This window comes from Agarivorans sp. Z349TD_8, assembly GCF_050870825.2.
Classification (GTDB): domain Bacteria; phylum Pseudomonadota; class Gammaproteobacteria; order Enterobacterales; family Celerinatantimonadaceae; genus Agarivorans.
In genome coordinates this window covers 5,004,341-5,027,636 of sequence record NZ_CP194037.2, presented here as the reverse complement: position 1 = coordinate 5,027,636, position 23,296 = coordinate 5,004,341, and the positions used below count along the sequence as shown (strand labels likewise).

Genomic DNA, 23,296 nt, shown 5'->3' with positions numbered 1-23,296 from the left:
TCGCGACCCCGCGTTATCACCAAAAAGACCGTCTATTTTATAACGGAAGCCGCTTAAACTCTAGGTTTCTTATGAATTATTCACAAGCAGATAACAAATATGTGAATAAAATAGGATCCGGTATATATCTGCTTCGTTATTTATTATAACTACAGCGTATTTGTATGTAATTTTGAACTGAAGTAGTATTTTTATCCACAGCAAAAACAAAACATAGATAAATACAAATGAAAATACTCAATAAATCTTCTTGGCTAATTAGTGTACTACTCATCAGCCTTAGTTCTTGGTCGGTATTTGCTCAAGAAACCGTAAAAGTTGGCATGTCTGGACGCTACTTTCCTTTCACTTTTGTCAAGCAAGATAAGTTACAAGGCTTCGAAGTGGACTTGTGGAATGAGCTTGCCAAGCGTAACGATTGGCAAGTCGAATATGTTACCGCTAATTTCTCTGGCTTATTTGGGATGTTAGAAACCGGACGGGTCGACACGATTGCCAACCAAATCACCATCACCGATGAGCGCAAAGCTAAATATTTGTTCTCGCAGCCCTATGTTATTGATGGCGCACAAATTGTGGTGCGCAAGGGCAACAGCGAAATTAGTGGTATTAACGATCTTAAGGGCAAAAAGGTCGCCGTCAATTTAGGGTCCAATTTTGAGCAATTATTAAGAAAGCACGACAGCGCCCAACAAATAAACATCGTTACTTACGATACCGGCATTGAACAAGATGTCGCACTTGGCCGTTCTGACGCATTTGTAATGGACCGAGTATCGTCTTTAGCTCTGATTAAAAAATCAGGTCTTCCTCTGGCATTGGCTGGTCAACCCTTCGAAACCATCCAAAATGCACTACCGTTTATCAACAACGCAGCTGGCAAGGCTCTACAAACGAAAGTAAACGCGAGCCTAGCCGAAATGCGACAAGATGGCAGCCTAAGCGCCATCTCCGAAAAATGGTTTGATGGGGACATCACCAAATAATGTCTCAATTTGACTTCAACTACATGCTGGAGCTAATGCCAATTCTCTTTAAGTATTTGGCTACCACCATGGAAATGGCTGCAATTGCAGCCGTGTTTGCCTTAATACTGGCCTTAGCTCTAGCGCTAGTGAGGATCTTTAAACTACCGCTATTAAATTCACTAGCGGTTGTTTTCATCTCGTTTTTCCGAGGTACGCCATTATTAGTTCAGCTATTTATCTTGTATTATGGCCTACCCCAGGTGTTCCCCATCATGATCGGTCTGGATGCGTTTAGCGCTTCGGTAATCGGCTTAAGCCTGCACTTTTCTTCCTATATGGCGGAAAGTATACGAGCTGCGATAAACTCCGTTGACAAAAGCCAATGGGATGCCAGTTACGCTTTCGGTATGACGCGACTTCAAGCTTTAAAACGCGTGATACTGCCTCAGGCTCTGCGCACCGCATTACCCTCCTTGATGAACTACTTCATCGATATGATTAAAAGCACCTCCTTAGCTTTCACCTTAGGTGTTGCCGAAATTATGGCAAAAGCACAAATGGAAGCCTCTAGTAGCTTTAAGTTCTTTGAGTCATTCCTCGCCGTAGCATTAATTTACTGGGCCGTCGTAGCCCTGTTTACCCAACTACAAACCCTCGCAGAAAACCGTTTAGCCAAGGCTTATTAAGATGATTAAAGTCAATAAAATCAGTAAAGCATTTAATGGCAAGATGGTGTTAAAAAACGTTGATCTTCAGATAAATGAAGGTGAAGTTGTAGCGATCATCGGACCATCAGGAACTGGTAAATCGACTTTATTACGCTGTATCAACTTTCTGGAACATCCCGATCAAGGCAGTATTCAAGTCGACCAACTTATGGTGAATGCAGCGCATACCTCAGCTAAAGAAATTCTAGCGCTAAGGCGTAAGCTCTCTTTTGTATTCCAAAACTATTCATTGTTTGCCAATTTAACGGCCCTGCAAAATATCGCAGAGCCTCTGATTACGGTTTGGCAACAAAGTAAACAGCAAGCCTATGCTAGCGCCAGTGCAATATTGAAAGATATAGGTTTGGCAGACAAAGTCGATCACTATCCAAGCCAGTTATCGGGTGGACAACAACAGCGCGTCGGTATCGGTCGCGCCATGGCCACCCAAAGTAAAGCGATTCTATTTGATGAACCCACTTCAGCCTTAGACCCCGAGTGGGTCGCAGAAGTATTAGCTTTAATAAAGCAACTTGCCAAACAGCAGCAAACGATGGTGATTGTAACCCATGAAATGTCATTTGCTCGAGAAGTCGCGGATCGAATTGTGTTTATGAGTGACGGTGAAATAATTGAGCAGGGCACTCCAGAACAGCTATTTACCAAGGCAAAAGACCCAAGAACTCAACAGTTTATATCTCGTATCGCCAAACATACTGGCGACTAAACAATAACAACTGTTGCACCTATATATAGCGGTACTATAATGCCGCGCAGGATCCAAAAGATCTTTTTAAGTAGAGTCTCTACGATTAAGCGATATTTCGTTTGACTTAGAAGGGGTGAATGATTAGAATTTCGCCTCTTTTTTACCCGGTGCGCCAACCATTTTGGTTAAATTGCACCGACTGTACAGTAAAAAACTAGCTAGCAAGAGTAATAACTATGAAACGTACTTTTCAACCAAGCGTACTAAAACGTAAGCGTAGCCACGGTTTCCGCGCTCGCATGGCAACTAAAAACGGTCGCCAAGTTTTGGCCCGTCGTCGTGCCAAAGGTCGCGCAAGTTTGTCTGCATAATTACGTGCTAAGACATTCGTTCGGCAGGGAGTTACGTTTGTTAACTCCCATGCACTTCAAACACGTATTCTCCAACCCCGTTCGTGTGGGTACTCCTCAACTCACTATCCTTGCCAAAAATAATTCTCTTTCTCATCCCCGTTTAGGTTTAGCTATTTCTAAAAAAAGCATCAAACTTGCCGTCGGTCGAAATCGAATTAAGCGTTTAGCAAGAGAAAGCTTCCGTCTACATCAACATGACCTACCCGCTATAGATATAGTGATTATTTCTAAGAACGGTATTTCAGACTTAAGTAATCAAGAACTGAGCAAGATCCTGGAGAAATCATGGCGAAGACTAAAGCGCCGTTGCGAATCATCGCAATAATGCCGATTAAGGCTTATCAATATGTGATAAGTCCACTACTTGGCCCGCGCTGTAGGTTTACGCCAACGTGTTCAGATTACGCGATTGAAGCAATTAATTTGCATGGTGTGATAAAAGGTTGTTGGTTAGCGAGCCAACGTCTATTAAAATGCCATCCACTACATCCTGGCGGGTATGATCCCGTTCCCGGTTCAAAAAAAACTAATAGTGATTAACTAAATTATGGAATCTCAACGCAATTTACTACTAATTGGGTTGCTGTTTGTAAGTTTTCTTATCTATCAGCAATGGCAAAAAGACTACGGCCCACAACCCGTTGTCGTGGCAACCAATACCGCTCCAGCAGCAGCGACTAATGCAAATGGTGATGTACCCCCAAGCGCGGCACATCAAGACGATTCAGACTTAACCAAGGCCTCTGCTACAGGCCAGTTAATCACTGTAACCACCGACGTATTAAAACTTAAAATCAGTGCTCAAGGCGGTGATGTGGTAAGTGCTGAATTACTCGCCTACCCAATTACTGAAGATGCTAGCGACCCCTTCATTTTACTTGAAGACAATGCTGACTTCACCTATGTGGCACAAAGTGGCTTAATCGGTGCTAATGGGCCAGATGCGAACCCCAAAGGACGTCCGATTTATTCAGTCTCTAGCGACAATTTTAGCTTAGAGGACGGTAGCGACCAACTCACCGTCACGCTTAGCTATAAAGACGCCGATGGTAACAGCTACCATAAAATCTTTACCTTGAACCGCGGCAGCTACAAAATAGATGTTCATTATGATGTCACTAACAACAGTGCCTCAAACCTTAATTTACAGCTATATACCCAGCTAAAACAAACCGAAGAAGAGCATACAACCAACATGGTGATGCCGGTTTATCATGGCGGCGCGTATTCTAGCGAATCGACTCGCTACTCCAAGTACAGCATCAAAGACATTAAGAAAAACAATCTTAATGTTTCAACCCAAGGTGGTTGGATTGCGATGATGCAACACTATTTTGTGAGTGCTTGGTTAGGTAACCCAGAGCAAAATAACCAGTTATATTCTCGTGCAAGCAACGGTTTTGTATTCATGGGATTCAAAGCGCCACAGCAAAGTGTCGCCCCCAATCAAACCACACAGTTTGATACCGCCTTATGGGTCGGACCAAAACTACAAACTGAAATGGCCGACGCGGCGCAACATTTAGACTTAACCGTCGACTACGGTTTGTTATGGTTTATTGCCCAACCGCTTTCCAAGTTATTAACCTTCTTCCATAGCTTTGTTGGTAACTGGGGGATCGCGATTATCCTGATCACCTTCACCGTAAAAGGCATTATGTATCCGCTCACCAAAGCGCAATACACTTCGATGGCAAAAATGCGTTTACTGCAACCGAAGATGGCTGAACTACGCGAAAAATTCGGTGACGACCGTCAGAAAATGTCGCAAGGCATGATGGAATTATACAAGAAGGAAAAGGTCAATCCGCTCGGGGGCTGTTTCCCAATCTTACTGCAAATGCCAATCTTCATTTCTTTGTATTGGTCTCTGATGGAAAACGTTGAACTACGCCATGCTCCATTCTTTGGCTGGATCACCGATTTATCGGTACAAGACCCATTCTACATCTTGCCGATATTGATGGGGGTAAGCATGTTCTTCATCCAAAAAATGTCACCCACCGCGGTGAGCGATCCGATGCAAGCCAAAGTCATGCAGTTTATGCCGGTTATCTTTACCGTCTTCTTCCTGTGGTTCCCAGCAGGTCTAGTACTTTACTGGTTAATGAGTAACGTGGTAACGCTAATTCAGCAAACTCTGATCTACCGTAACCTAGAGAAAAACGGTTTGCATAAACGCTAAACACAAGTTTGGTATCAATGCTAAAATGCCATTCAGCGTGAGCTGGGTGGCTTTTTTTTGCGCCCAGTTAAGTTCGATTTTTAAAGAGAAAACCGCATGCAATCAAATGAGACTATTGTCGCCCAAGCAACAGCACCGGGTCGCGGTGGAGTCGGCATTATTCGAGTGTCCGGTCCCCTATCGGAACAGGTGGCACAGACCCTGTTAGGTAAGTGCCCTCAACCCCGCTATGCCGACTACCTCGCGTTTAAAAACCTGCAAGGTGAAACCTTAGACCAAGGCATTGCTTTGTATTTTAAAGGGCCTAACTCTTTTACTGGTGAAGATATCCTAGAACTGCAAGGTCATGGTGGGCCAGTTGTCATCGATATGTTGATCCGTGAAATTTGCCAAATTGATGGTATCCGTCTAGCCCGTCCAGGTGAATTTAGTGAGCGAGCCTTTCTCAACGATAAATTGGATCTAGCACAAGCCGAAGCGATAGCCGACTTAATTGAAGCCACCAGCGAACAAGCCGCCAAAAGCGCCTTGCTATCCCTGCAGGGAGAATTCTCTAATAAGATCCACCAGCTCGTTGAAAGCGTCACCCACCTGCGGATCTATGTGGAAGCCGCCATCGACTTTCCCGAAGAAGAAATCGATTTTTTGAGTGACGGTAAAGTACAAAAAGACCTCAACACCATCATCGATGAACTAGCCGAAGTACAAACTCAGGCGCGCCAGGGTTCACTACTACGAGATGGAATGCGAGTAGTAATAGCTGGGCGTCCTAATGCTGGTAAATCAAGTCTACTCAATGCCTTAGCTGGCAAACAAGCCGCTATTGTGACCGAAATAGCAGGCACCACCCGAGATGTATTGCGGGAGCACATCCATATTGATGGCATGCCGCTACATATCATCGATACCGCAGGCCTGCGTGAAGATGCAGATGTGGTCGAAACAATTGGTATCGAACGAGCTTGGGAAGAAATCAATAATGCTGATCGGGTATTGTTTATGGTGGACGGCACAACCACCGCCGAACTTGACCCCATAAAAATATGGCCAGAGTTTGTAGCCAAATTACCGGCAAATATTGGCATGACTGTGGTCCGTAACAAGGCTGATATTACCGGTGAAGATCTCAATGTAGTGATGGATCACGGCCACCCGGTTTATAAACTCTCGGCCAAAACAGAACTGGGCTTATCTACCCTAAAAGAACACTTAAAACAGTGTATGGGCTTTCAGGGCAGTAGCGAAGGTAACTTTATGGCGCGCCGTCGCCATCTTAATGCCATTCAACACGCCGCAGAACATTTAGACAATGGTAAGACCCAACTCGAGGTCTATCATGCCGGAGAATTACTTGCTGAAGAGTTACGACTCGCTCAGCAACAACTGAGCGAAATCACCGGGGCATTTAGCTCCGACGATTTACTCAGTCGTATTTTCAGCAGCTTCTGTATTGGCAAGTAAAAGAGTAAAACGCATCAAAACAACATTATGATTTTAAAATAATTTTGTTTTATTTGGTGGGAAGTAATTTGATGGATATTGTCGATTCTTGCTCCGTATCTACTCCGAAGATAAATTTGGAGCACATCTGGCGCACAAGGTAAGAAAAGCCGATGAAAATCGGCATACCAAAATACTTTAGAACACGAGTACAATAAAACAGAGTCAATCAGAACGAACATAACTAAGAGCTAAAAAACCAATAGTTTATTGCCGCTAAGTGAACATCAAAGTCATTCTTGAAGAGTTAAACTCTTTGGATTCAAATCTATCTTAAAAACTCGCTCAAGAACGACATAGATAATATCAAAACTAACGACGATTTTGATGCATATGAATCAATTGCAACAAAGCACCAACGACAGCAACAATTCCAGCGCCAACAGGTAATACCCACATGGGTAATGATAATGTTAAAATAACGCCACCAACAGCAGCACCAATAGCGCTACCTAAATAAAGAGCAGATTCATTCAGCGCAACAGCAAGATGACCATCACCATGATTATCTCGAACATGTAACAACTGATTATTTTGTGGGACCTGTAAAGCCCAACCAACCGCCCCCCATACGGCTATAGGCACCATTGCCAACCAAACACTCCAAGCTACGATAAATGGGAGCATGATTAATGATGCTCCTAAAATTAACATAATCGATAAGGTCATGAGCGAGTTGTGAATGCGCTCAGTTAATGGCCCAACCAAGAAACTCCCGGCGATACCACCAAGGCCCCAGATCCATAGAAAAGGGGTAATAGAATGTACCCCACTATATTCCACTGACAACATAAGAGGAGCAAGAAATGTATACATACCAAGACTTGAGATAGCAGCAAACAATGATACAGCCAAGATTACGGTTACTTGGCGGTCAACGAACAATGACAACTTCTTGCGTAAGGGCACGGAGTCATAATTAGGTAATTCAGGCAACCATAGAATCAATCCAAGCAACGCTGTTAATCCAAGTATGGTGACTAAGCCAAAAGCGATAGGCCATCCCATATTTTCCGCTAAAACAAGTCCCACAGGTACTCCAAGGACAGTCCCAGCAGCCATTCCCCCCATAACTAATGCAATCGCTTTACCTCTACGATGAGGGGATAGAGACGCAGCAGTAGCTATACCGATTGAAAGATAAACCCCCGAACCAATGCCAGCGAGAGCTCTAAATACCACTAACCATATAAAATCTGTGGCAAGTGCACTGGCTGCATTGGCGAGCACAAATAATCCTAATGCTGCCAAAATTCCACTTTTCTGGCGATTGGTCGGTAACAAAGCAACAATGACTGGAGAACCAATCCCATAAGCCAATGTAAAGACTGTAACTAACTGAGCAGCAAAGCTGACCGATACTTTGAAATCCTGCTCAATTAATGGGATGAGTCCTGCTGTTACGTAAGAAGCCATACCTAAAGAAAAAGCGCCTAGAGCAATCAAATAGATGCTTAGTGAATTTGAATAACACTTTGTAACAGAAGTAGATTTTTGCACACACTCTAAGCGATCAAAGCTCATTTTTAGTCTCTCTAAATAGAAAACACCATATTACCCACCCATTTATGGTGTTACAATTTAACCATTTATAGTATTACTTAAGCTAATAGAGTACTGATGAGCAAACTAGAACGAACTCGCGAAGAACTAGCAACATTTCTAAAAACTCGTAGAGAACGCCTTTCTCCAGCAGATCTTGGTTTACCAACTGGAGGACGCCGACGTACACCAGGACTAAGACGAGAAGAAGTCTCAGCCCTTTCAGGAGTTGGCCTCACATGGTACACATGGCTTGAGCAAGGCAGAGACATCCAAGCTTCATCCACTTTTCTGGATAATCTAGCGAAAACACTCAAACTAGACGCTGCAGAACGTAGGCACTTATTTTTGCTCGCTCATAATCGGCTTCCAGCCGAACCAGGAAAAACGTTTTGCCAAGTGCAACCTTTGATTCTAAGACTAATGAACGATTTATCTCCTCATGGCGCATTTGTGCTCAACTTACGCTGGGACGTATTGGCTTTTAACTCTCCAGCCGACCAACTTTTTGGCTTTGATAGCCATCCAGCAAACCAACGCAACTTATTGTGGATGCTATTTACTGACGCAAGCCTAAGAGAACGGTTACACAACTGGAAAAATCAAGCCATACAGATGCTTTCTAGCTTTAGACGGGATTACGCCCTTGCTACCCAAGAATCAGATATTCAAGCTCTAGTGACAAATTTGCAGAAAACATCACCTGACTTTAGAGAATGGTGGAACAGGCATGACGTTCATGCTCCCTGCCATGGAACGAAGACATTTACAATTAACGAGCAGAATATCGCATTTGAACACACATCAATGACCGTCGATGCTGACCGCCACCTCCGCTTAGTTGTATACGCTCGAAAAGATTAAATTATTGTTCGATTTGATCTGCAAAACCTAAAAAACCAGTTAACGCTGATTCAGGTATTCAAGGCAAATCGCAGCGGCGGTGGTGCGATTTTCAACGGCTAACTTTTGAAATATTGGCTCTAAGTGTTTGTTAACCGTGCGCGGGCTCATCGACAAAATCTGCGCGATTTCTCGATTGGTCTTGCCTCTGGTTAACCAAAGCAATACTTCAGATTCTCGCTCGGTTAACTTAAAACGCTGACGCAATGATTCTCGCACACTCACGTCATCATCATTGATAATCCGTAGTAAGTGCTCACCTGGTGCAGACTCACCTAAATACCTAATTTTTAATGACATATTTAACTGATGAATCGTCAACAAACTATGTTTATCTGGCATCGATGATAACCAGTCTGCTAACTGTTGATTAAGTTTTGGCGATTCAAGACTGGCAGTAATCCCTGCACTTTGTAATAAATCCTTCGCCTTAGAGCTGGCCCAAACAATATGGCTATTCAAATTAAAAGTAAATGTCGCCTGAGCTATCTCTTCTAATACACTATGGGCACTGCGAGTTAAACGCGAATTCCCCAGATGAACTTTAATTCGTGCGAATAACTCCTCTAACTTAATTGGTTTTTGAATATAATCAACACCGCCAGATTCCAGGCCCTTTACCACCGATTCACTATCACTTAAACCAGTCATAAAAATCACTGGCACATCACTTAACTGTTTATTTTGTTTTAATAATAAGCATGCTTCAAAGCCATCCATATTGGGCATAAGGGCATCCATTAACACCACATCTGGTACCATTCGGGCAGCAATATTTAAAGCCTGTAATCCATCCATAGCAACCAGCACCGTATACCCTTGGCTGACTAAGGCTGTATTTAACATAGCTAAAGACTCGGTAGCATCATCAACCACCAAGATAATTCCTTTTGACTCCTCGCGACTCATTGTGCCAGTGCCTTTTTACAAATAAGTTGAATATTAGAAAACTGATAGTTCGCCAATTCGGCCCTTAACGAGCGAACCAAAGCACTATCTTGTTGTTGTTTGTCTAAGCTAATCAGCAACTCTTCAATACCCTGCACAAAACCAAGCTGGGCCATATCGACAATTTGTTTTAAGGGCTCAACGCTTGCCGAAGCTATCGCTTGTTGCGCGGGAACCGCAGGCGGCGCTATCACATGAGCTGGCTGCGACGTGGCATAGCGCCATTGAAGATTGAGTATTTCCGCTATTTTGTCTAGCAGCAAATAGTCACGAAGTGGCTTCGCTAAATAGCCATTATATAGGGCAAGCTTATCCGCTCTATCAATATACTCACTGGGTAGCGTTTCGGTGGCATCAGCAGAGACCATAATCACTGGCGTAGTGATAGCTCGGTCTCGCAAGCGCTGTAATAACTGCCAACCATTCATACCCGGCATCGAAATATCTAATAAATATAAGTCGATATCAGCATGACCAAGATGATTGAGGCAGGCATAAGGGTCAGCCGCTTCTAAAACAACAAACCCCAAAGGACTGAGAATTTCGACCACTAAGCCGCGATGATTGGCATCATCATCCACCACCATCACCGTTTTACTTTCACCTTCAATGGCAGCGATTTTTCGAGGCCTGAGTAGCGGTCGCACTGGGCTATCGATACTAGATAACATCAAACTCAGTTTAAAAACACTGCCTTGCTGAGCTTTGCTACTTACATTGAGATCTCCGCCCATAATATCGGTCAATAGTTGAGTGATAGTTAAACCCAAGCCAGTGCCCGGACTATGGGCCTGTCCCGGCTTACGTACCCTCTCAAAAGGACGAAAGATACGTTCAAGATCTTGCTCATCAATCCCAAAGCCGGTATCACTAATGGTAAATTCGGCCACTTGGTTTCGATAACGTACTGCAAATGATACCGAACCTTGAGCGGTAAACTTGACGGCATTGGATAACAAATTAATTAAGATTTGTCGTAAATGGGTTTCATCGGAGGTCACCCATTTTGGTAAATAGCGGCTAGGATGATAGTAAAACTCAATCCCTTTCTCTTTCGCCTGTAAACTAAACATTGCCACCAAATCATCCAGTAAATCGGCAATCGCAACCTGATCTCGATGTAGTTCTAACCGCCCCGCTTCTATTCTTGAAATATCTAATAAACCTTCGATTATATCGGCAAGATGTTCACCACTTCGTTTAATCAAAGCCACCTTACTAAGATAGGGCTTGGCTAAATCATGGCTATTTTCTAATAGTTGAGCATAACCGAGGATTGAGTTGAGTGGTGTCCTTAGCTCATGACTAATACTGGTTAAGTAGCGACTCTTCGCCTGATTGGCCGACTCGGCAGTTTCTTTGGCTTGCTGTAAAGCCAGATCGGTGGCTTCGTGAGCGGCAATTTCTCGGCTTAACAGTTGCGTCTGGCGTTTTGATTCATCTAAGGCAAATTGACGACTGTCGTTGGCTAACACAAATAACCAAACCAATACCCCAACAATGATCATCAATAGAAAAAACACCTGACTCAGAGTTCCCGACACCACCAACTGAGTCGTCATATCATCACTGGGGATCCGTAAGTACACCAAATAGAATAAACCCGCGACCAAGGATGCAATCAAAAACATCAAGCCCGAAAAATGTAATAAACGAGTATTCATTAACGAAGATACCGACTTAGGTAAAACTAAGGCCACAAACTGGCTTAGTTGCTGAGCGAAACGAGCATTGCTTTTACATTGGTCATGACAACGCGCATCAAGGGTGCAGCATAACGAACATATCGCGCCCCCGTAGGCAGGGCAGAAAGCCAGATCTTCCGGTTCGAAATTATTTTGGCAAACGGTACAATCGGTTTGTTTAAGCGCTGCCAAATTGGGTTCGCGAGCGAGGTAATAACGCCCTTTGGTTAAGATAGCAATGAGCGGAGAACAAACAAAAGCCACGCTTAAACCTATAAATGGCGATAAGGATTGAGCTAAAGCGCCTAAGTTTCCGCTATAACAATAAATACCAATCAACGATGCCAGTAACATCGACCCAACTCCCACCGGGTTAATGTCATAGAGATGTGCTCGTTTAAACTCAATGTATTTAGGACTTAAACCAAGCGGTTTATTAATCACTAAATCGGCAACCAAAGCGCCAACCCAAGCGACCGCCATATTCGAATAAATCCCAAGCGTATCTTCTATCGCCGCATAAATACCCAACTCCATAATCAACAACGCAATAATCACATTAAAAACCAACCAAACCACCCGTCCCGGATGACTATGAGTTAAACGAGAAAAAAAGTTAGACCAAGCAATAGAGCCAGCATAAGCGTTTGTTACATTGATCTTGAGCTGGCAAACAATCACAAAAATGCCCGCTAAAGACAACGCAACCAAAGGCTGAGAACTCACATAAGAGAAGGCAACCTGATACATCTGGATCGGATCATCGGCCACTCGGGGGTCAACCTGTGCATCAAGCGCCAACACCACCAAAAAAGTCCCCATTAAAACTTTAATCGCGCCAATGATCACCCAACCCGGACCCGCACTAATCAAGGCGAACCACCAATAAAAGGGTTTACGCTTGGTTTTTTCTGGCATAAAACGTAGAAAATCGACTTGCTCACCAATTTGCCCCATTAAAGAGAACAATACCCCCGCCGCTGCACCAAATAAATGCAAACTAAAACCATCATCGGTAACTTTCTGGTGACGGCCGCGGTAGTGAGTCCAACTGTCTACCGATGACCATTCATTCCATAAAATAAACACAAAAGGGGTCAGTTGCAGCACGATCCATAAAGGCTGAGTCCATAGGTGAAAGCGACTGATAAAAGTGATGCCATGCGTCACCAACGGAATCACCAACACAGCACAAAGTAGATACCCCCAACTCACAGGGATCCCAAACAGCAAGTCTAAGGCCGAAGCCATAATGGCCGATTCTATGGCGAAAAAAATGAAGGTAAATGACGCATAAATTAGCGAAGTAATGGTTGAACCAATATAACCAAAACCTGCGCCGCGGGTCAGTAAATCAATATCCACCCCGTAGCGGGCAGCATAATAAGAAATAGGAATGCCACAGCAAAAGATAATCGCTGAAACAATCATGATAGCGGCTAAGGCATTGGTGAAGCCATAATTCAACATAATCGCCCCGCCAATCGCTTCCAAAGCTAAGAAAGAGATCGCACCAATGGCAGTATTAGCAACGCGTGCCGCCGACCACTGGCGGGCCCGCTTCGCGGTAAAACGTAAGGCATAATCTTCTAAGGTTTGGTTCACTACCCAACGGTTATAATTCCTCCTCACCTTAAATACATGCTGGTCTTTCATCCCTGACTAACTCCAAGCACTTGGTTAAGTTCTATTTTAAGCACGAATCAAGCCTATACATCTTATCTTAATATTTAAATAATCAACAAAATCAGTAAGTTATTATGTTCTCTATAAATATTATTTGCGCCTTGGCTGTCACTCTGACCCTAACCCGATGCGCTCCGCATAACCATGCGTTAAATGACGTAGTTGCCTAGGGTGATTAGCTCATTACCCTCCCGCAATAAGTTTTGCATGATGGCTCTACCGCCAAGTCTCGGTAAAGCATCCACCACATATAGGGATATCATTATGCAAAAAACCACCAACACAGGCCTACGTACACGCTTACGTCGCCAACTACTCAAGGGAATGCTGGCGCTGCCCGCTGCGATGCTGGTTTCTCAGCTCAGCTTAGCGGCAAACCCCGCTACCGATGTCATTAATACCACGGGGCTCGCCGTGACCGATGACACGGTAAAGGTTGGGATCTTACATTCGGTCACCGGCACTATGGCGATCAGTGAAACCGGATCGGTTCAGGCTGAAATGCTTGCGATCGAACAAATTAATGCCATGGGCGGCATACTCGGCAGAAAGATTGAATATATTCAAGAAGATGGAGCTAGTGATTGGCCAACCTTTGCTGAAAAATCTAAAAAACTACTGGTAAGAGACAAAGCGGCGGCTGTATTTGGCTGTTGGACATCAGCCTCACGTAAAGCTGTATTACCCGTATTTGAGCAATATAACGGCATGCTTTACTACCCGACTTTTTACGAAGGTTTAGAGCAGTCACCCAATGTCATTTATACGGGCCAAGAAGCCACGCAACAAATTATCGCAGGAATTGACTGGGTAACAAAAACCAAGGGCGCGAAAAGCTTCTTCCTACTCGGCTCTGACTATATCTGGCCACGCACTTCCAACAAAATAGCCCGCAAACACATCGAAAAACTCGGCCTAAAAGTCGTAGGCGAAGAGTACTATCCGCTCGGTCATACCCAATTTAACTCAGTGATAAACAAAATTAAGCTGAAAAAACCCGATGTGATTTATGCCATCGTCGTGGGTGGATCCAATGTCGCTTTCTATAAACAATTGAAAGCCGCCGGGATCGATATGACCAAGGAAAAACCATTGGTTCTCACAATTTCAGTCACCGAAGATGAAATCCTGGGAATTGGCGGTGAAAACATTCAAGGCGCTTATGCCGCAATGAAATACTTCCAAAGCCTCACCAATCAAAACAACCAACAATTTGTTGCCGCCTTTAAAAAACGCTGGGGAGATGACATTGTCATTGGCGATGTGACTCAAGCCGCTTATCTAGGCCCTTGGTTATGGAAGGCCGCCGTAGAAAAAGCAGGGTCTTTCGATATCGATAAAGTACGTGAAGCTTCACCAGGGATCGAGCTTACCACCGCCCCAGAAGGTTATGTACGAGTTCACCCTAACCATCACCTTTGGTCAAAAACCCGAATTGGTCATGCCAAAGCAGATGGCCAGTATGACATCGTTTATGAGACCGATGAGCTGATTGAACCCAATCCATTCCCTGAAGGTTATCAGTAAAAACTCATGGCCTGTGTTAACAGGCCAACTTCTGTTTTCGCAAGCGTTCACGAGGGATTTGCTATGTTTGCCGATTATACCAGTGCAGAACTCACCGCTATTTTTGCTATGCAAGGATTTGCCGGTCTAATTCTCTTTTCTGTTTTTGTTCTTATGGCCTTAGGCCTTGCCATCATATTCGGTCAAATGGGTGTGATTAATATGGCACATGGCGAATTTATGATCCTAGGCGCCTACATCACCTATTTAACTTCGCAACTGTTTACTCACTATTTTCCCGGACTATACGACGGCTATTTCTTGGTCGCGATGCTGTTCGCCTTTATTTGCACAGCCGCCTTAGGTGCGCTGGTGGAATGGGCCATGATCCGCCACTTATACAAACGCCCATTAGATACCTTACTTGCCACCTGGGGCTTAAGCCTGATCCTACAACAAGTTTATCGCACCGTATTCGGCGCCCGAGAAGTCGGTGTGAGTCTACCCGATTGGCTGATGGGCTCTTATGCCATTACCGACATCATCGAAGTTCCGATTAATGGGATCTTCGTGATGGGTCTAACTATCGTGATTACCTTTTGCGTTTACCTACTAATGCAAAAATCACGTTTAGGTAAACAAACCCGAGCCGTGGTCCAAAATCGAGCCATGGCGGGTGCCGTCGGGATTAATACCGAAAAAGTAGATCGTTATACCTTTGCCCTAGGCTGCGGTATTGCTGGTATTGCTGGCTCAGCCTTCACCATGGTCGGATCGACAGGCCCAACCGCTGGACAACAGTATATTGTTGATACCTTCCTTGTCGTGGTATTTGGTGGCGCTTCCAGCCTGCTCGGCACTGTTGCTTCAGCATTTACCATCTCTCAAGCCCAATCCACCATGGAGTTTTTCCTCAGTGGTTCGATGGCTAAAGTTCTCACCTTATTGACCGTGGTTGGCATTCTGATGCTCCGTCCCCAAGGTCTGTTTTCATTGAAAATTCGTCGCTAGGGAGAGTCACCATGTTCACTCCAATAGAAGCTCAAACCGAGCACAGTCGAAACCGTATCGCATGGTGGCAATACCTGCTACTGGCTGCGCTTATCTTGATTATCCTACCGCTATGTTTAGATGCATTTCGGTTAAATTTAGTCGGTAAATACCTCACCTATGCCTTTGTCGCACTGGGCCTAGTTTTATGCTGGGGTTGTGGCGGTATTTTAAGCCTTGGCCAAGGGGTGTTTTTTGGCTTAGGCGGTTATTGCATGGCCATGTTCTTAAAACTAGAAGCCTCCAACCCGGAAGCTACGGCCATCCAATCTACACCGGGTATTCCAGATTTTATGGATTGGAACCAGCTCACGGAATTGCCATGGTTTTGGCAACCCTTCCACAGCTTAAGCTTTACCCTGCTAGCCGTAATTGCAGTACCGATGTTATTTGCTTTTATCATTGGACTTGCAATGTTTACCCGCCGAGTCGGTGGGGTGTACTTTGCGATTATCACTCAGGCTATTGCCGCCATCCTCAGCATATTAATTATTGGCCAACAGGGTTATACCGGCGGAGTGAATGGGATCACCGATCTACGGACATTTTTGACTTGGGATATTCGCAGTGAATCAGCACAGACCCTGTTGTATTTCGTGAATGCAGCTTTGTTACTCGCGTGTTTATTTATCGCCTTATACATCAAAAATTGTAAGTTGGGCCGCTTACTGGTTGCGATGCGAGAGAAAGAAGATCGAGTTCGTTTCTCTGGTTATAACGTGGCTAATTTCAAAATTTTTATCTTCTGTATCGCTGCGGCTTTCTCGGCAATTGGTGGCGCCATGTTCACCCTTCAAGTCGGTTTTATGTCGCCTTCCTTCGTTGGCATTGTGCCCTCGATTGAAATGGTGATTTTCTGTGCGGTGGGTGGACGCTTATCACTACTGGGAGCGATTTACGGCACGCTTGTAGTGAACTTAGCCAAAACCACTTTCTCTGAATCCTTCCCAGAGCTGTGGTTATTTGCCATGGGCGCTTTATTTATCGGCGTGGTGTTAGCCTTTCCCGATGGTTTGGCAGGACTCTATCAAAGTTACATCCATCCTTGGTTAAGCCGCTTTCGTCAACGTCAACCTGTTGCACTTGAGTTGATTGAGCCTGCTCCGCCAAGCTCTGAGCCTACAGATATAGAGGAGCGTCGAAATGTCTCAGCCTAATAAGAAAGACTTTGTTCTCAGTGTTGAAGGCCTCAGCGTTTCCTTTGATGGATTTAAGGCTGTCGATGACCTATCGCTATATGTAGAAGAGCAAGAAATTCGGGTGATTATTGGCCCCAATGGTGCCGGAAAAACCACCGTTTTAGATTTAATCTGTGGCAGAACTAAAGCCACCGAGGGCTCGATTAAATTTAAGCAACAAGAGTTAACCAAACTGAAAGAGCATCAAATTGTCCATGCGGGAGTTGGTCGCAAATTTCAAAATCCTTCCATCTATGAAGATCTCAGCGTATTCGAAAACTTAGAGATATCTTATCCACGGGGTCGCAATGTATGGGGAGCATTAACCTTTAAACGAGACCAAGCGGTAACAGACAAAATTACAGAAATTGCCGAAATGGTATACCTCAGCGACAAACTCCACCAGCAAGCCGACTTACTCAGCCATGGCCAAAAACAATGGTTAGAAATAGGCATGTTGCTGATCCAAGATCCAGAACTATTGATGCTCGACGAACCCGTCGCAGGCATGTCGGTGGCCGAGCGTAAACAAACTGCCGAACTACTGCAAAGCATCACCAAGAATCGTTCGGTATTGGTGATCGAACACGATATGCAATTTGTCGAAGACATTGCTGACCGAGTCACCGTATTGCACCAAGGCAAGGTCTTATCGGAAGGCTCAATGCAGCGGGTAAAAAATGATCCCAAAGTTATTGAAGTCTACCTTGGCCATTAAGGAGAACAAGCATGCTCAAGCTAACTAATTACCACGTTGCCTATGGCCAAAGTGAAGTGATATCCGATTTGAACTTTTCACTCAAGGCGAATGAAATTGTCGCTATTTTAGGCCGTAATGGCATGGGCAAAACCACCCTCATGAAATCACTGATCGGAATCATCCCCAGTCGCAGCGGTCAGCTAAAGCTGGCTGGCAAAGAACTGTGTCATAAAAAGAGTCACCAGCGGGTGGCTGCTGGTTTAGGTTTTGTGCCCCAGGGACGAATGATTTTTTCCACGATGACGGTACAAGAGAATATCGAAACGGGTTTAACCACCAGCAATGCAAAACGGGTACCAGACGACCTCTATAGTACCTTTCCGGTGTTATGGGAAATGCGCCATCGACGCGGCGGCAATTTATCAGGAGGACAGCAACAGCAACTGGCGATTGCCCGCGCCTTAGCCAGTAATCCCAGCGTATTGCTATTGGATGAACCGACTGAAGGGATCCAACCTTCAATCATTAAAGATATGGCTAAAACCCTCAAACAGATCCGTGATCAACGCGGCTTATCAATCGTAGTCTCGGAACAGGTACTGAGCTTTGCCCTTGATGTTGCGGATCGCATCTTAGTTATCGAAAAAGGAAAAATCGTTCACGACGTTCAGCGTGATGAAGTAGATGAAAACCAAGTCGCCGCCTATTTGTCGGTGTAAAGGCAATACATGGAAATTGATACTCAAGGAGAATAACCATGGCACAAACAATCATTAAAATAGATCTAAAACAATCCGCCTACGACAATGAAAAACTGCATAATCGCTGGCATCCAGATATTCCCATGGCGGCAATGGTAAAACCCGGTGACGACTTTATTTTAGAATGTATCGACTGGACTGGCGGGCAAATAAAAAACAATGATGATGCTTCCGATGTTCGAGATGTCGACTTATCTCAGGTTCACTTTTTATCGGGTCCTGTGGGGGTTACGGGTGCCGAGCCTGGCGATCTCTTAGAAGTTGATATTCTCGATATTGGCACCTTTGATGATTCACAATGGGGTTTCAACGGCTTTTTCTCGAAACAAAATGGTGGAGGTTTCCTTGATGAACACTTCCCTGAAGCACAAAAATCTATCTGGGATTTCAACGGCATGTTTACCAAGTCTCGGCACATTCCAGGAGTTGAATTTGCAGGCTTAATCCACCCGGGCCTGATTGGCTGTTTACCCTCGAAAGAGATGTTAGACGTCTGGAACAAACGGGAAAAAGAACTATTTGATACCAACCCCGAGCGGGTACCAATGCTAGCCGCCCTTCCCTATGCACCAACGGCTCACATGGGAAAAATGAAACCCGATCAGGCAAAAGTCGCCGCCGAAGAAGCAGCCAGAACCGTGCCCCCCCGTGAACATGGTGGTAACTGTGATATTAAGGACTTATCACGCGGCTCAAAAATCTACTTCCCAGTTTATGTTAAAGATGCGGGTTTATCGGTAGGTGATTTACACTTTAGCCAAGGCGATGGTGAAATCACTTTCTGTGGGGCCATTGAAATGGCGGGTTGGATCCATCTTCGCGTCAATTTAATCAAAGATGGCATGGCAAAATACGCGATAAAAAACCCCATTTTTAAACCCAGTCCAATTACACCTCGCTACGATGACTATCTGATTTTCGAAGGCATCTCGGTAGATGAACATGGCAAACAACATTATTTAGATGCCAATGTGGCTTATCGTCAAGCTTGCTTAAACGCCATCGAATACCTGAAGAAATTTGGTTACAGTGGTGCTCAGGCCTACTCTTTACTCGGCACAGCACCAGTACAAGGACATCTCAGTGGCGTGGTAGATGTGCCAAACTCTTGCGCAACCCTCTGGTTACCTACCGACATCTTCGAGTTCGATATAAAACCCAACGCCGAAGGTCCAACAAAATATTTAGATGGCAGTGTCGATATGCCTTTAGCCCCAGATCTAGATAAATAAGAGAGGTGAACCATGCCTGTTTACGACTATAAATGTGCCGAACATGGCGCATTTTACCAACTTGCTGCCTTAGACGACTGCGCTAAACCGGCCGCTTGTCCACAGTGCAATCAGTTAGCACCAAGGGTAATTATTTTGCCGCCAACAGTATTAGATATGGCCGCAGAAACCAAGCAGGCGATCGCCCGCAACGAACAAGCAAGACATGAACCGCAACATTCAAGCGTTGATAGCCGAGCAGAAAATACTGAACGCTTAAAAAAAGGCTGCGGCTGTCAGCATCACAAACGAGGTGCTTCAAAACTATTTTATACCGCCAAGGGAGAAAAAATGTTTCCTTCCATGCGTCCCTGGATGATCAGCCATTAAATAAGCAGAAGATACTAAACATTCGCACTTAATCGCTGAAACCGCATAAAACCCTAAATTATCTTTTAGGGTTTTTCTTCAACGATTCAAATCAGTAGCCGAAAAACCTCAAATAAAAATCAGCAACAACAATTTCCCTCAAAAATCTTTAACCCAGCGCAAATTTTATAATAGACACTCATTTAAAACCAAAAAGATTGACTTAAATCAATTTTAATATAAGGTTTCAGCGTTTTCTGAAAGTTCAATAATAAGGAATCGGCCCGATGCAATTATCAGAGAAGAGCCAGGCTTTTGTACTTCATTTTGGCGAAATGGGCAGTCGCTGGGGCTTTAACCGCACCGTTGGACAAATTCTCGCCTTATTGGTGATCAACCAACAGCCCTTGCATGCCGAACAAATTATGGAACAACTTGGGATTAGCCGAGGCAATGTAAGCATGGCCTTAAAAGAACTGCAATCATGGCGCCTAGTTAAATTAAGCCATCAAGCAGGCCAGCGCCGAGAGTTTTTTACCGCTGCGGGTTCAATTTGGGAGATGGCTAAAACAGTATTTGAAGAAAGAACTAAGCGAGAAGTAGATCCAACCCTGTCGCTGTTACGTTCTAATTTAATCGACCCACCAGAAAATGAAGCGGATCGCTATACCCAACAAAAAATGGCTGAAATCCATGACTTGTTGGAATTAATCACGCAATGGTCGAATACCTTAAACAACATGAGCCCCGAGACTCTACAAAGTTTGATGAAAATGGGTTCAGGAATTAGCAAGATTATTGAATTAAAAGACAAAATCGTTGGTAACAATGGAACTGGCACCAACCCGTAAATTATTAACCTTCGATGAGGCAAACCATGTTTGATGCCCTGATATTATCCAGGATGCAATTTGCAGCCAATATTAGCTTTCACATCCTATTTCCAACCATCACCATTGCGATGTGTTGGTTTTTAGTATTTTTTAAAGTTCGCCACGATATGACTGGTAAGCCAATTTGGATGCGAGCCTACCGTTTTTGGGTGAAGGTTTTTGCCTTATCCTTCGCCATTGGTGTGGTCAGCGGGATCACCATGTCTTTTCAATTTGGCACCAACTGGCCAGGTTATATGGAAACCGTGGGCAATATTGCCGGACCACTGCTTGGCTATGAGGTACTAACCGCCTTCTTCTTAGAAGCAACTTTCCTCGGTATCATGCTATTTGGTATTAAACGGGTTCCCAATAAAATTCATACCTTAGCCACCGTGCTGGTGGCGATTGGCACCAGCCTATCGGCATTTTGGATTTTAGCGCTGGATTCCTGGATGCAAACCCCAGCAGGCTTTGAAATGCGTGATGGCGTCGCTCACCCCACCGATTGGTTGGCGATTATTTTCAACCCATCATTCCCCTATCGACTCACCCATATGTTGATAGCTTCGGGACTCACCGCATCTTTCTTTATAGCTGGTATTTCTGCTTACCGGATCCTCAAAGGGGATGTGAAAAAAGCCCCTCGACTCACCTTAAAAGTAAGTTTACTGGTGGCCGCGGTGTTAGCACCAACTCAGGCTGTGGTTGGTGATTTTCACGGTTTAAACACCCTAGAACATCAACCAGCAAAAATTGCCGCGATGGAAGGTATTTGGCATACCGAGAAAGGCGCACCACTACTGCTATTTGCACTGCCCGATAAAGAAACCCAAACCAACAAATATGCCATCGCTATTCCCAATTTAGCCAGCCTCATTTTAACCCATGACTTAGAGGGTGAAATTAAAGGGCTAAATGAGTTTGAAAATAACCATCCCCCAGTAGCCCCAGTGTTCTGGAGCTTCCGGGTCATGGTCGGCATGGGCTTATTGATGATCGCCCTCAGCTGGTTTAGTAGTTATTGCTTGCTCCGCCGAGGCAAACTCCCCAACTGGACCTTAAAGATCTTAGTTGCTACCACCTTCTGTGGTTGGGTCGCCACCCTCGCTGGTTGGTATGTCACTGAAATAGGTCGCCAACCGTGGTTGGTCACCGGAGTACTTCGCACCGAAGACGCTGTCACCAGCCTACCTGCGGCAAATGTAGGTTTTTCATTAATCATGTATTTAGTGGTTTACGCCTTCTTGTTGTGGGCCTACATCCATACCCTATTATCGATGGCACGTAAGGCTGTCAAAGTAGAAGAGTTTGAAACTAGCTCACCGCAGGCCGATGCCAGTCTTAGCCATATCGAGTCAAATTTAGAGAATCACAAAGGGAGTAGCAAAGCATGATTGATGCATACTGGTTAGCCATTATCTTTATTGGCCTGATGGGGCTCTCGGTATTGGTCTACGCCATCTTGGATGGCTACGATCTTGGAGTTGGTATTTTACTGCCATTAGGCGAAACCGACGAAGCCCAACGCGATACCATGATAGCTTCGATTGGTCCATTCTGGGATGCCAATGAAACCTGGTTGGTATTGGCAATCGGCATTTTGCTGATTGCTTTTCCGGCGGCACATAGCATCGTGCTTTATCACCTTTATATACCGGTCGCAATTATGTTGATCGGACTTATTATGCGTGGTGTCGCCTTCGACTTTAGAGCCAAGGCAGCCATCGATTATAAGCTCGCTTGGGATAGAACCTTTAAAGCCGGCTCAATTCTCACCACCATTGCCCAAGGTTATATGTTAGGCCTCTATGTGATGGGGTTTGAAAATAGTATCAGTGCTCATCTGTTTGCCTTATTGAGTGGCCTTGGCGTCACCGCAGCTTATAGCTACATAGGCTCAGCGTGGTTGGTAATGAAAACAGAAGGTGAATTACAGCAGCGCGCGGTAAGATGGGCAAAAATCACTGGCCGACTTTGCTTTATTGGCGTTCTAGCGGTTTCGCTGGTGAATCCGCTGGTCAATCCAGGGGTATTTGATCGTTGGTTCGACTTCCCCTTGGTCATGTTTGTATTATTGATCCCGGTCGTATGCTTCGCTGCCTTTATCTTCAACGATATCTTGCTAAACCGCTTACCCAAAGCCAATGATCGCCACTGCTGGCTACCATTTATGCTGGTCATGTTAATCTTCTTGCTGTGTTTCAGCGCACTTGGCTTTAGCTTCTTCCCCTATGTGGTTCCGGGACAAATGACGATTTGGCAGGCCGCTTCGGCCCCCGAATCTTTAACCGTGATTTTACTGGGTGCGGTCGTAGTCGTGCCGATTATTTTAGCCTATACCGCGTTTTCTTATTGGGTGTTTAGAGGTAAAGCCACCTCACTTAACTACCATTAACCATA

General features: G+C 44.7%; 22 protein-coding genes. 19 read left to right on the top strand and 3 right to left on the bottom strand.

Features of this window, described 5'->3' with window-relative positions; all coding sequences use genetic code 11:
- The first annotated feature begins 227 nt into the window (after window positions 1-227).
- The 8 genes from ACRRS1_RS22750 (at window position 228) to mnmE (ending at window position 6,443) form a co-directional block, all read left to right on the top strand.
- Window positions 228-986, top strand: coding sequence for an amino acid ABC transporter substrate-binding protein (locus ACRRS1_RS22750; RefSeq protein ID WP_432455252.1), 759 nt, complete (start codon window positions 228-230; stop codon window positions 984-986).
- Entirely contained in the window at window positions 986-1,654 is a 669-nt protein-coding gene (locus ACRRS1_RS22745) for an amino acid ABC transporter permease (protein WP_432455253.1), read from the top strand. Before ACRRS1_RS22750 ends, ACRRS1_RS22745 begins: the two co-directional genes overlap by 1 nt.
- A gap of 1 nt (window position 1,655) precedes the next feature.
- Entirely contained in the window at window positions 1,656-2,402 is a 747-nt protein-coding gene (locus ACRRS1_RS22740) for an amino acid ABC transporter ATP-binding protein (RefSeq protein WP_432468669.1), read from the top strand.
- 218 nt (window positions 2,403-2,620) lie between these two features.
- Window positions 2,621-2,755 carry a 50S ribosomal protein L34 gene (gene rpmH, locus ACRRS1_RS22735; RefSeq protein WP_016400276.1) on the top strand — a complete coding sequence of 45 codons (135 nt, stop codon included), beginning with the start codon at window positions 2,621-2,623 and terminating at the stop codon, window positions 2,753-2,755.
- A 49-nt stretch (window positions 2,756-2,804) separates the two neighbouring features.
- On the top strand, window positions 2,805-3,122 hold the full coding sequence (gene rnpA, locus ACRRS1_RS22730; protein WP_432468962.1) for a ribonuclease P protein component: 318 nt from the start codon (window positions 2,805-2,807) through the stop codon (window positions 3,120-3,122).
- Window positions 3,083-3,337 carry a membrane protein insertion efficiency factor YidD gene (yidD, locus tag ACRRS1_RS22725; protein ID WP_432455255.1) on the top strand — a complete coding sequence of 85 codons (255 nt, stop codon included), beginning with the start codon at window positions 3,083-3,085 and terminating at the stop codon, window positions 3,335-3,337. The genes rnpA and yidD overlap by 40 nt, the downstream gene beginning before the upstream one ends.
- Before the next feature lie 7 nt (window positions 3,338-3,344).
- A complete protein-coding gene (gene yidC / locus ACRRS1_RS22720) occupies window positions 3,345-4,982 on the top strand; it encodes a membrane protein insertase YidC (RefSeq protein WP_432468670.1) in 1,638 nt (545 codons plus the stop codon).
- 96 nt (window positions 4,983-5,078) lie between these two features.
- Window positions 5,079-6,443: a tRNA uridine-5-carboxymethylaminomethyl(34) synthesis GTPase MnmE gene (gene mnmE, locus ACRRS1_RS22715; RefSeq protein WP_432468672.1), complete on the top strand. Its 1,365-nt coding sequence runs from the start codon at window positions 5,079-5,081 to the stop codon at window positions 6,441-6,443.
- A gap of 351 nt (window positions 6,444-6,794) precedes the next feature.
- Here the strand turns inward: mnmE and ACRRS1_RS22710 are convergent, their stop codons facing one another.
- A complete protein-coding gene (locus ACRRS1_RS22710) occupies window positions 6,795-8,006 on the bottom strand; it encodes an MFS transporter (protein WP_432468674.1) in 1,212 nt (403 codons plus the stop codon).
- 96 nt (window positions 8,007-8,102) lie between these two features.
- On the opposite strand from ACRRS1_RS22710, the gene ACRRS1_RS22705 reads away from it, so the two are divergent.
- Window positions 8,103-8,888, top strand: a complete 786-nt coding sequence (locus tag ACRRS1_RS22705) for a helix-turn-helix transcriptional regulator (protein ID WP_432468675.1) — start codon at window positions 8,103-8,105, stop codon at window positions 8,886-8,888.
- Window positions 8,889-8,927: 39 nt separating this feature from the next.
- Here ACRRS1_RS22705 and ACRRS1_RS22700 read toward each other — a convergent pair whose 3' ends face one another.
- Together ACRRS1_RS22700 and ACRRS1_RS22695 are read right to left on the bottom strand one after the other, a co-directional pair.
- On the bottom strand, window positions 8,928-9,836 hold the full coding sequence (locus ACRRS1_RS22700) for a response regulator transcription factor (protein WP_432468677.1): 909 nt from the start codon (window positions 9,834-9,836) through the stop codon (window positions 8,928-8,930).
- Complete coding sequence (locus ACRRS1_RS22695) at window positions 9,833-13,216, bottom strand: hybrid sensor histidine kinase/response regulator (RefSeq protein ID WP_432468679.1); 3,384 nt, start codon at window positions 13,214-13,216, stop codon at window positions 9,833-9,835. The genes ACRRS1_RS22700 and ACRRS1_RS22695 overlap by 4 nt, the downstream gene beginning before the upstream one ends.
- Window positions 13,217-13,510: 294 nt before the next feature.
- On the opposite strand from ACRRS1_RS22695, the gene urtA reads away from it, so the two are divergent.
- The 10 genes from urtA to ACRRS1_RS22645 all read left to right on the top strand — a co-directional run bounded on the left by urtA (window position 13,511) and on the right by ACRRS1_RS22645 (window position 23,291).
- Complete coding sequence (gene urtA, locus ACRRS1_RS22690; protein ID WP_432460548.1) at window positions 13,511-14,773, top strand: urea ABC transporter substrate-binding protein; 1,263 nt, start codon at window positions 13,511-13,513, stop codon at window positions 14,771-14,773.
- A 63-nt stretch (window positions 14,774-14,836) separates the two neighbouring features.
- Window positions 14,837-15,763: an urea ABC transporter permease subunit UrtB gene (gene urtB, locus ACRRS1_RS22685; protein WP_432460547.1), complete on the top strand. Its 927-nt coding sequence runs from the start codon at window positions 14,837-14,839 to the stop codon at window positions 15,761-15,763.
- A gap of 11 nt (window positions 15,764-15,774) precedes the next feature.
- The gene (gene urtC, locus ACRRS1_RS22680) at window positions 15,775-16,959 is read left to right on the top strand and encodes an urea ABC transporter permease subunit UrtC (RefSeq protein ID WP_432468681.1); all 1,185 of its coding nucleotides are present in this window, start codon (window positions 15,775-15,777) and stop codon (window positions 16,957-16,959) included.
- Entirely contained in the window at window positions 16,946-17,698 is a 753-nt protein-coding gene (gene urtD / locus ACRRS1_RS22675; RefSeq protein ID WP_432460545.1) for an urea ABC transporter ATP-binding protein UrtD, read from the top strand. The genes urtC and urtD overlap by 14 nt, the downstream gene beginning before the upstream one ends.
- 11 nt (window positions 17,699-17,709) lie before the next feature.
- Entirely contained in the window at window positions 17,710-18,399 is a 690-nt protein-coding gene (urtE, locus tag ACRRS1_RS22670) for an urea ABC transporter ATP-binding subunit UrtE (protein WP_432468683.1), read from the top strand.
- Between the two features lie 38 nt (window positions 18,400-18,437).
- A complete protein-coding gene (gene fmdA / locus ACRRS1_RS22665) occupies window positions 18,438-19,673 on the top strand; it encodes a formamidase (RefSeq protein WP_432455267.1) in 1,236 nt (411 codons plus the stop codon).
- 12 nt (window positions 19,674-19,685) lie between these two features.
- Complete coding sequence (locus ACRRS1_RS22660) at window positions 19,686-20,042, top strand: FmdB family zinc ribbon protein (protein WP_432468685.1); 357 nt, start codon at window positions 19,686-19,688, stop codon at window positions 20,040-20,042.
- A 266-nt stretch (window positions 20,043-20,308) separates the two neighbouring features.
- A complete protein-coding gene (locus ACRRS1_RS22655; RefSeq protein WP_432455269.1) occupies window positions 20,309-20,872 on the top strand; it encodes a GbsR/MarR family transcriptional regulator in 564 nt (187 codons plus the stop codon).
- 26 nt (window positions 20,873-20,898) lie between these two features.
- On the top strand, window positions 20,899-22,290 hold the full coding sequence (locus tag ACRRS1_RS22650; protein ID WP_432468686.1) for a cytochrome ubiquinol oxidase subunit I: 1,392 nt from the start codon (window positions 20,899-20,901) through the stop codon (window positions 22,288-22,290).
- Window positions 22,287-23,291 (top strand): cytochrome d ubiquinol oxidase subunit II, encoded by a 1,005-nt coding sequence (locus ACRRS1_RS22645; protein ID WP_432455271.1) that lies wholly within the window; start codon window positions 22,287-22,289, stop codon window positions 23,289-23,291. Before ACRRS1_RS22650 ends, ACRRS1_RS22645 begins: the two co-directional genes overlap by 4 nt.
- Window positions 23,292-23,296: the final 5 nt, after the last annotated feature.

What these genes read in the sequence shown, in the direction of transcription:
- ACRRS1_RS22705 (WP_432468675.1), top strand. Translation starts at nt 8,103, where the DNA reads ATGAGCAAACTAGAACGAACTCGCGAAGAACTAGCAACATTTCTAAAA.
- ACRRS1_RS22655 (WP_432455269.1), top strand. Translation starts at nt 20,309, where the DNA reads ATGCAATTATCAGAGAAGAGCCAGGCTTTTGTACTTCATTTTGGCGAA.
- ACRRS1_RS22745 (WP_432455253.1), top strand. Translation starts at nt 986, where the DNA reads ATGTCTCAATTTGACTTCAACTACATGCTGGAGCTAATGCCAATTCTC.
- urtE (WP_432468683.1), top strand. Translation starts at nt 17,710, where the DNA reads ATGCTCAAGCTAACTAATTACCACGTTGCCTATGGCCAAAGTGAAGTG.
- urtA (WP_432460548.1), top strand. Translation starts at nt 13,511, where the DNA reads ATGCAAAAAACCACCAACACAGGCCTACGTACACGCTTACGTCGCCAA.
- ACRRS1_RS22700 (WP_432468677.1), bottom strand. Translation starts at nt 9,836, where the DNA reads ATGAGTCGCGAGGAGTCAAAAGGAATTATCTTGGTGGTTGATGATGCT.
- yidC (WP_432468670.1), top strand. Translation starts at nt 3,345, where the DNA reads ATGGAATCTCAACGCAATTTACTACTAATTGGGTTGCTGTTTGTAAGT.
- rpmH (WP_016400276.1), top strand. Translation starts at nt 2,621, where the DNA reads ATGAAACGTACTTTTCAACCAAGCGTACTAAAACGTAAGCGTAGCCAC.
- ACRRS1_RS22660 (WP_432468685.1), top strand. Translation starts at nt 19,686, where the DNA reads ATGCCTGTTTACGACTATAAATGTGCCGAACATGGCGCATTTTACCAA.
- rnpA (WP_432468962.1), top strand. Translation starts at nt 2,805, where the DNA reads ATGCACTTCAAACACGTATTCTCCAACCCCGTTCGTGTGGGTACTCCT.
- ACRRS1_RS22710 (WP_432468674.1), bottom strand. Translation starts at nt 8,006, where the DNA reads ATGAGCTTTGATCGCTTAGAGTGTGTGCAAAAATCTACTTCTGTTACA.
- ACRRS1_RS22750 (WP_432455252.1), top strand. Translation starts at nt 228, where the DNA reads ATGAAAATACTCAATAAATCTTCTTGGCTAATTAGTGTACTACTCATC.
- urtD (WP_432460545.1), top strand. Translation starts at nt 16,946, where the DNA reads ATGTCTCAGCCTAATAAGAAAGACTTTGTTCTCAGTGTTGAAGGCCTC.
- ACRRS1_RS22695 (WP_432468679.1), bottom strand. Translation starts at nt 13,216, where the DNA reads ATGAAAGACCAGCATGTATTTAAGGTGAGGAGGAATTATAACCGTTGG.
- ACRRS1_RS22645 (WP_432455271.1), top strand. Translation starts at nt 22,287, where the DNA reads ATGATTGATGCATACTGGTTAGCCATTATCTTTATTGGCCTGATGGGG.
- urtC (WP_432468681.1), top strand. Translation starts at nt 15,775, where the DNA reads ATGTTCACTCCAATAGAAGCTCAAACCGAGCACAGTCGAAACCGTATC.
- ACRRS1_RS22740 (WP_432468669.1), top strand. Translation starts at nt 1,656, where the DNA reads ATGATTAAAGTCAATAAAATCAGTAAAGCATTTAATGGCAAGATGGTG.
- urtB (WP_432460547.1), top strand. Translation starts at nt 14,837, where the DNA reads ATGTTTGCCGATTATACCAGTGCAGAACTCACCGCTATTTTTGCTATG.
- mnmE (WP_432468672.1), top strand. Translation starts at nt 5,079, where the DNA reads ATGCAATCAAATGAGACTATTGTCGCCCAAGCAACAGCACCGGGTCGC.
- ACRRS1_RS22650 (WP_432468686.1), top strand. Translation starts at nt 20,899, where the DNA reads ATGTTTGATGCCCTGATATTATCCAGGATGCAATTTGCAGCCAATATT.
- yidD (WP_432455255.1), top strand. Translation starts at nt 3,083, where the DNA reads ATGGCGAAGACTAAAGCGCCGTTGCGAATCATCGCAATAATGCCGATT.
- fmdA (WP_432455267.1), top strand. Translation starts at nt 18,438, where the DNA reads ATGGCACAAACAATCATTAAAATAGATCTAAAACAATCCGCCTACGAC.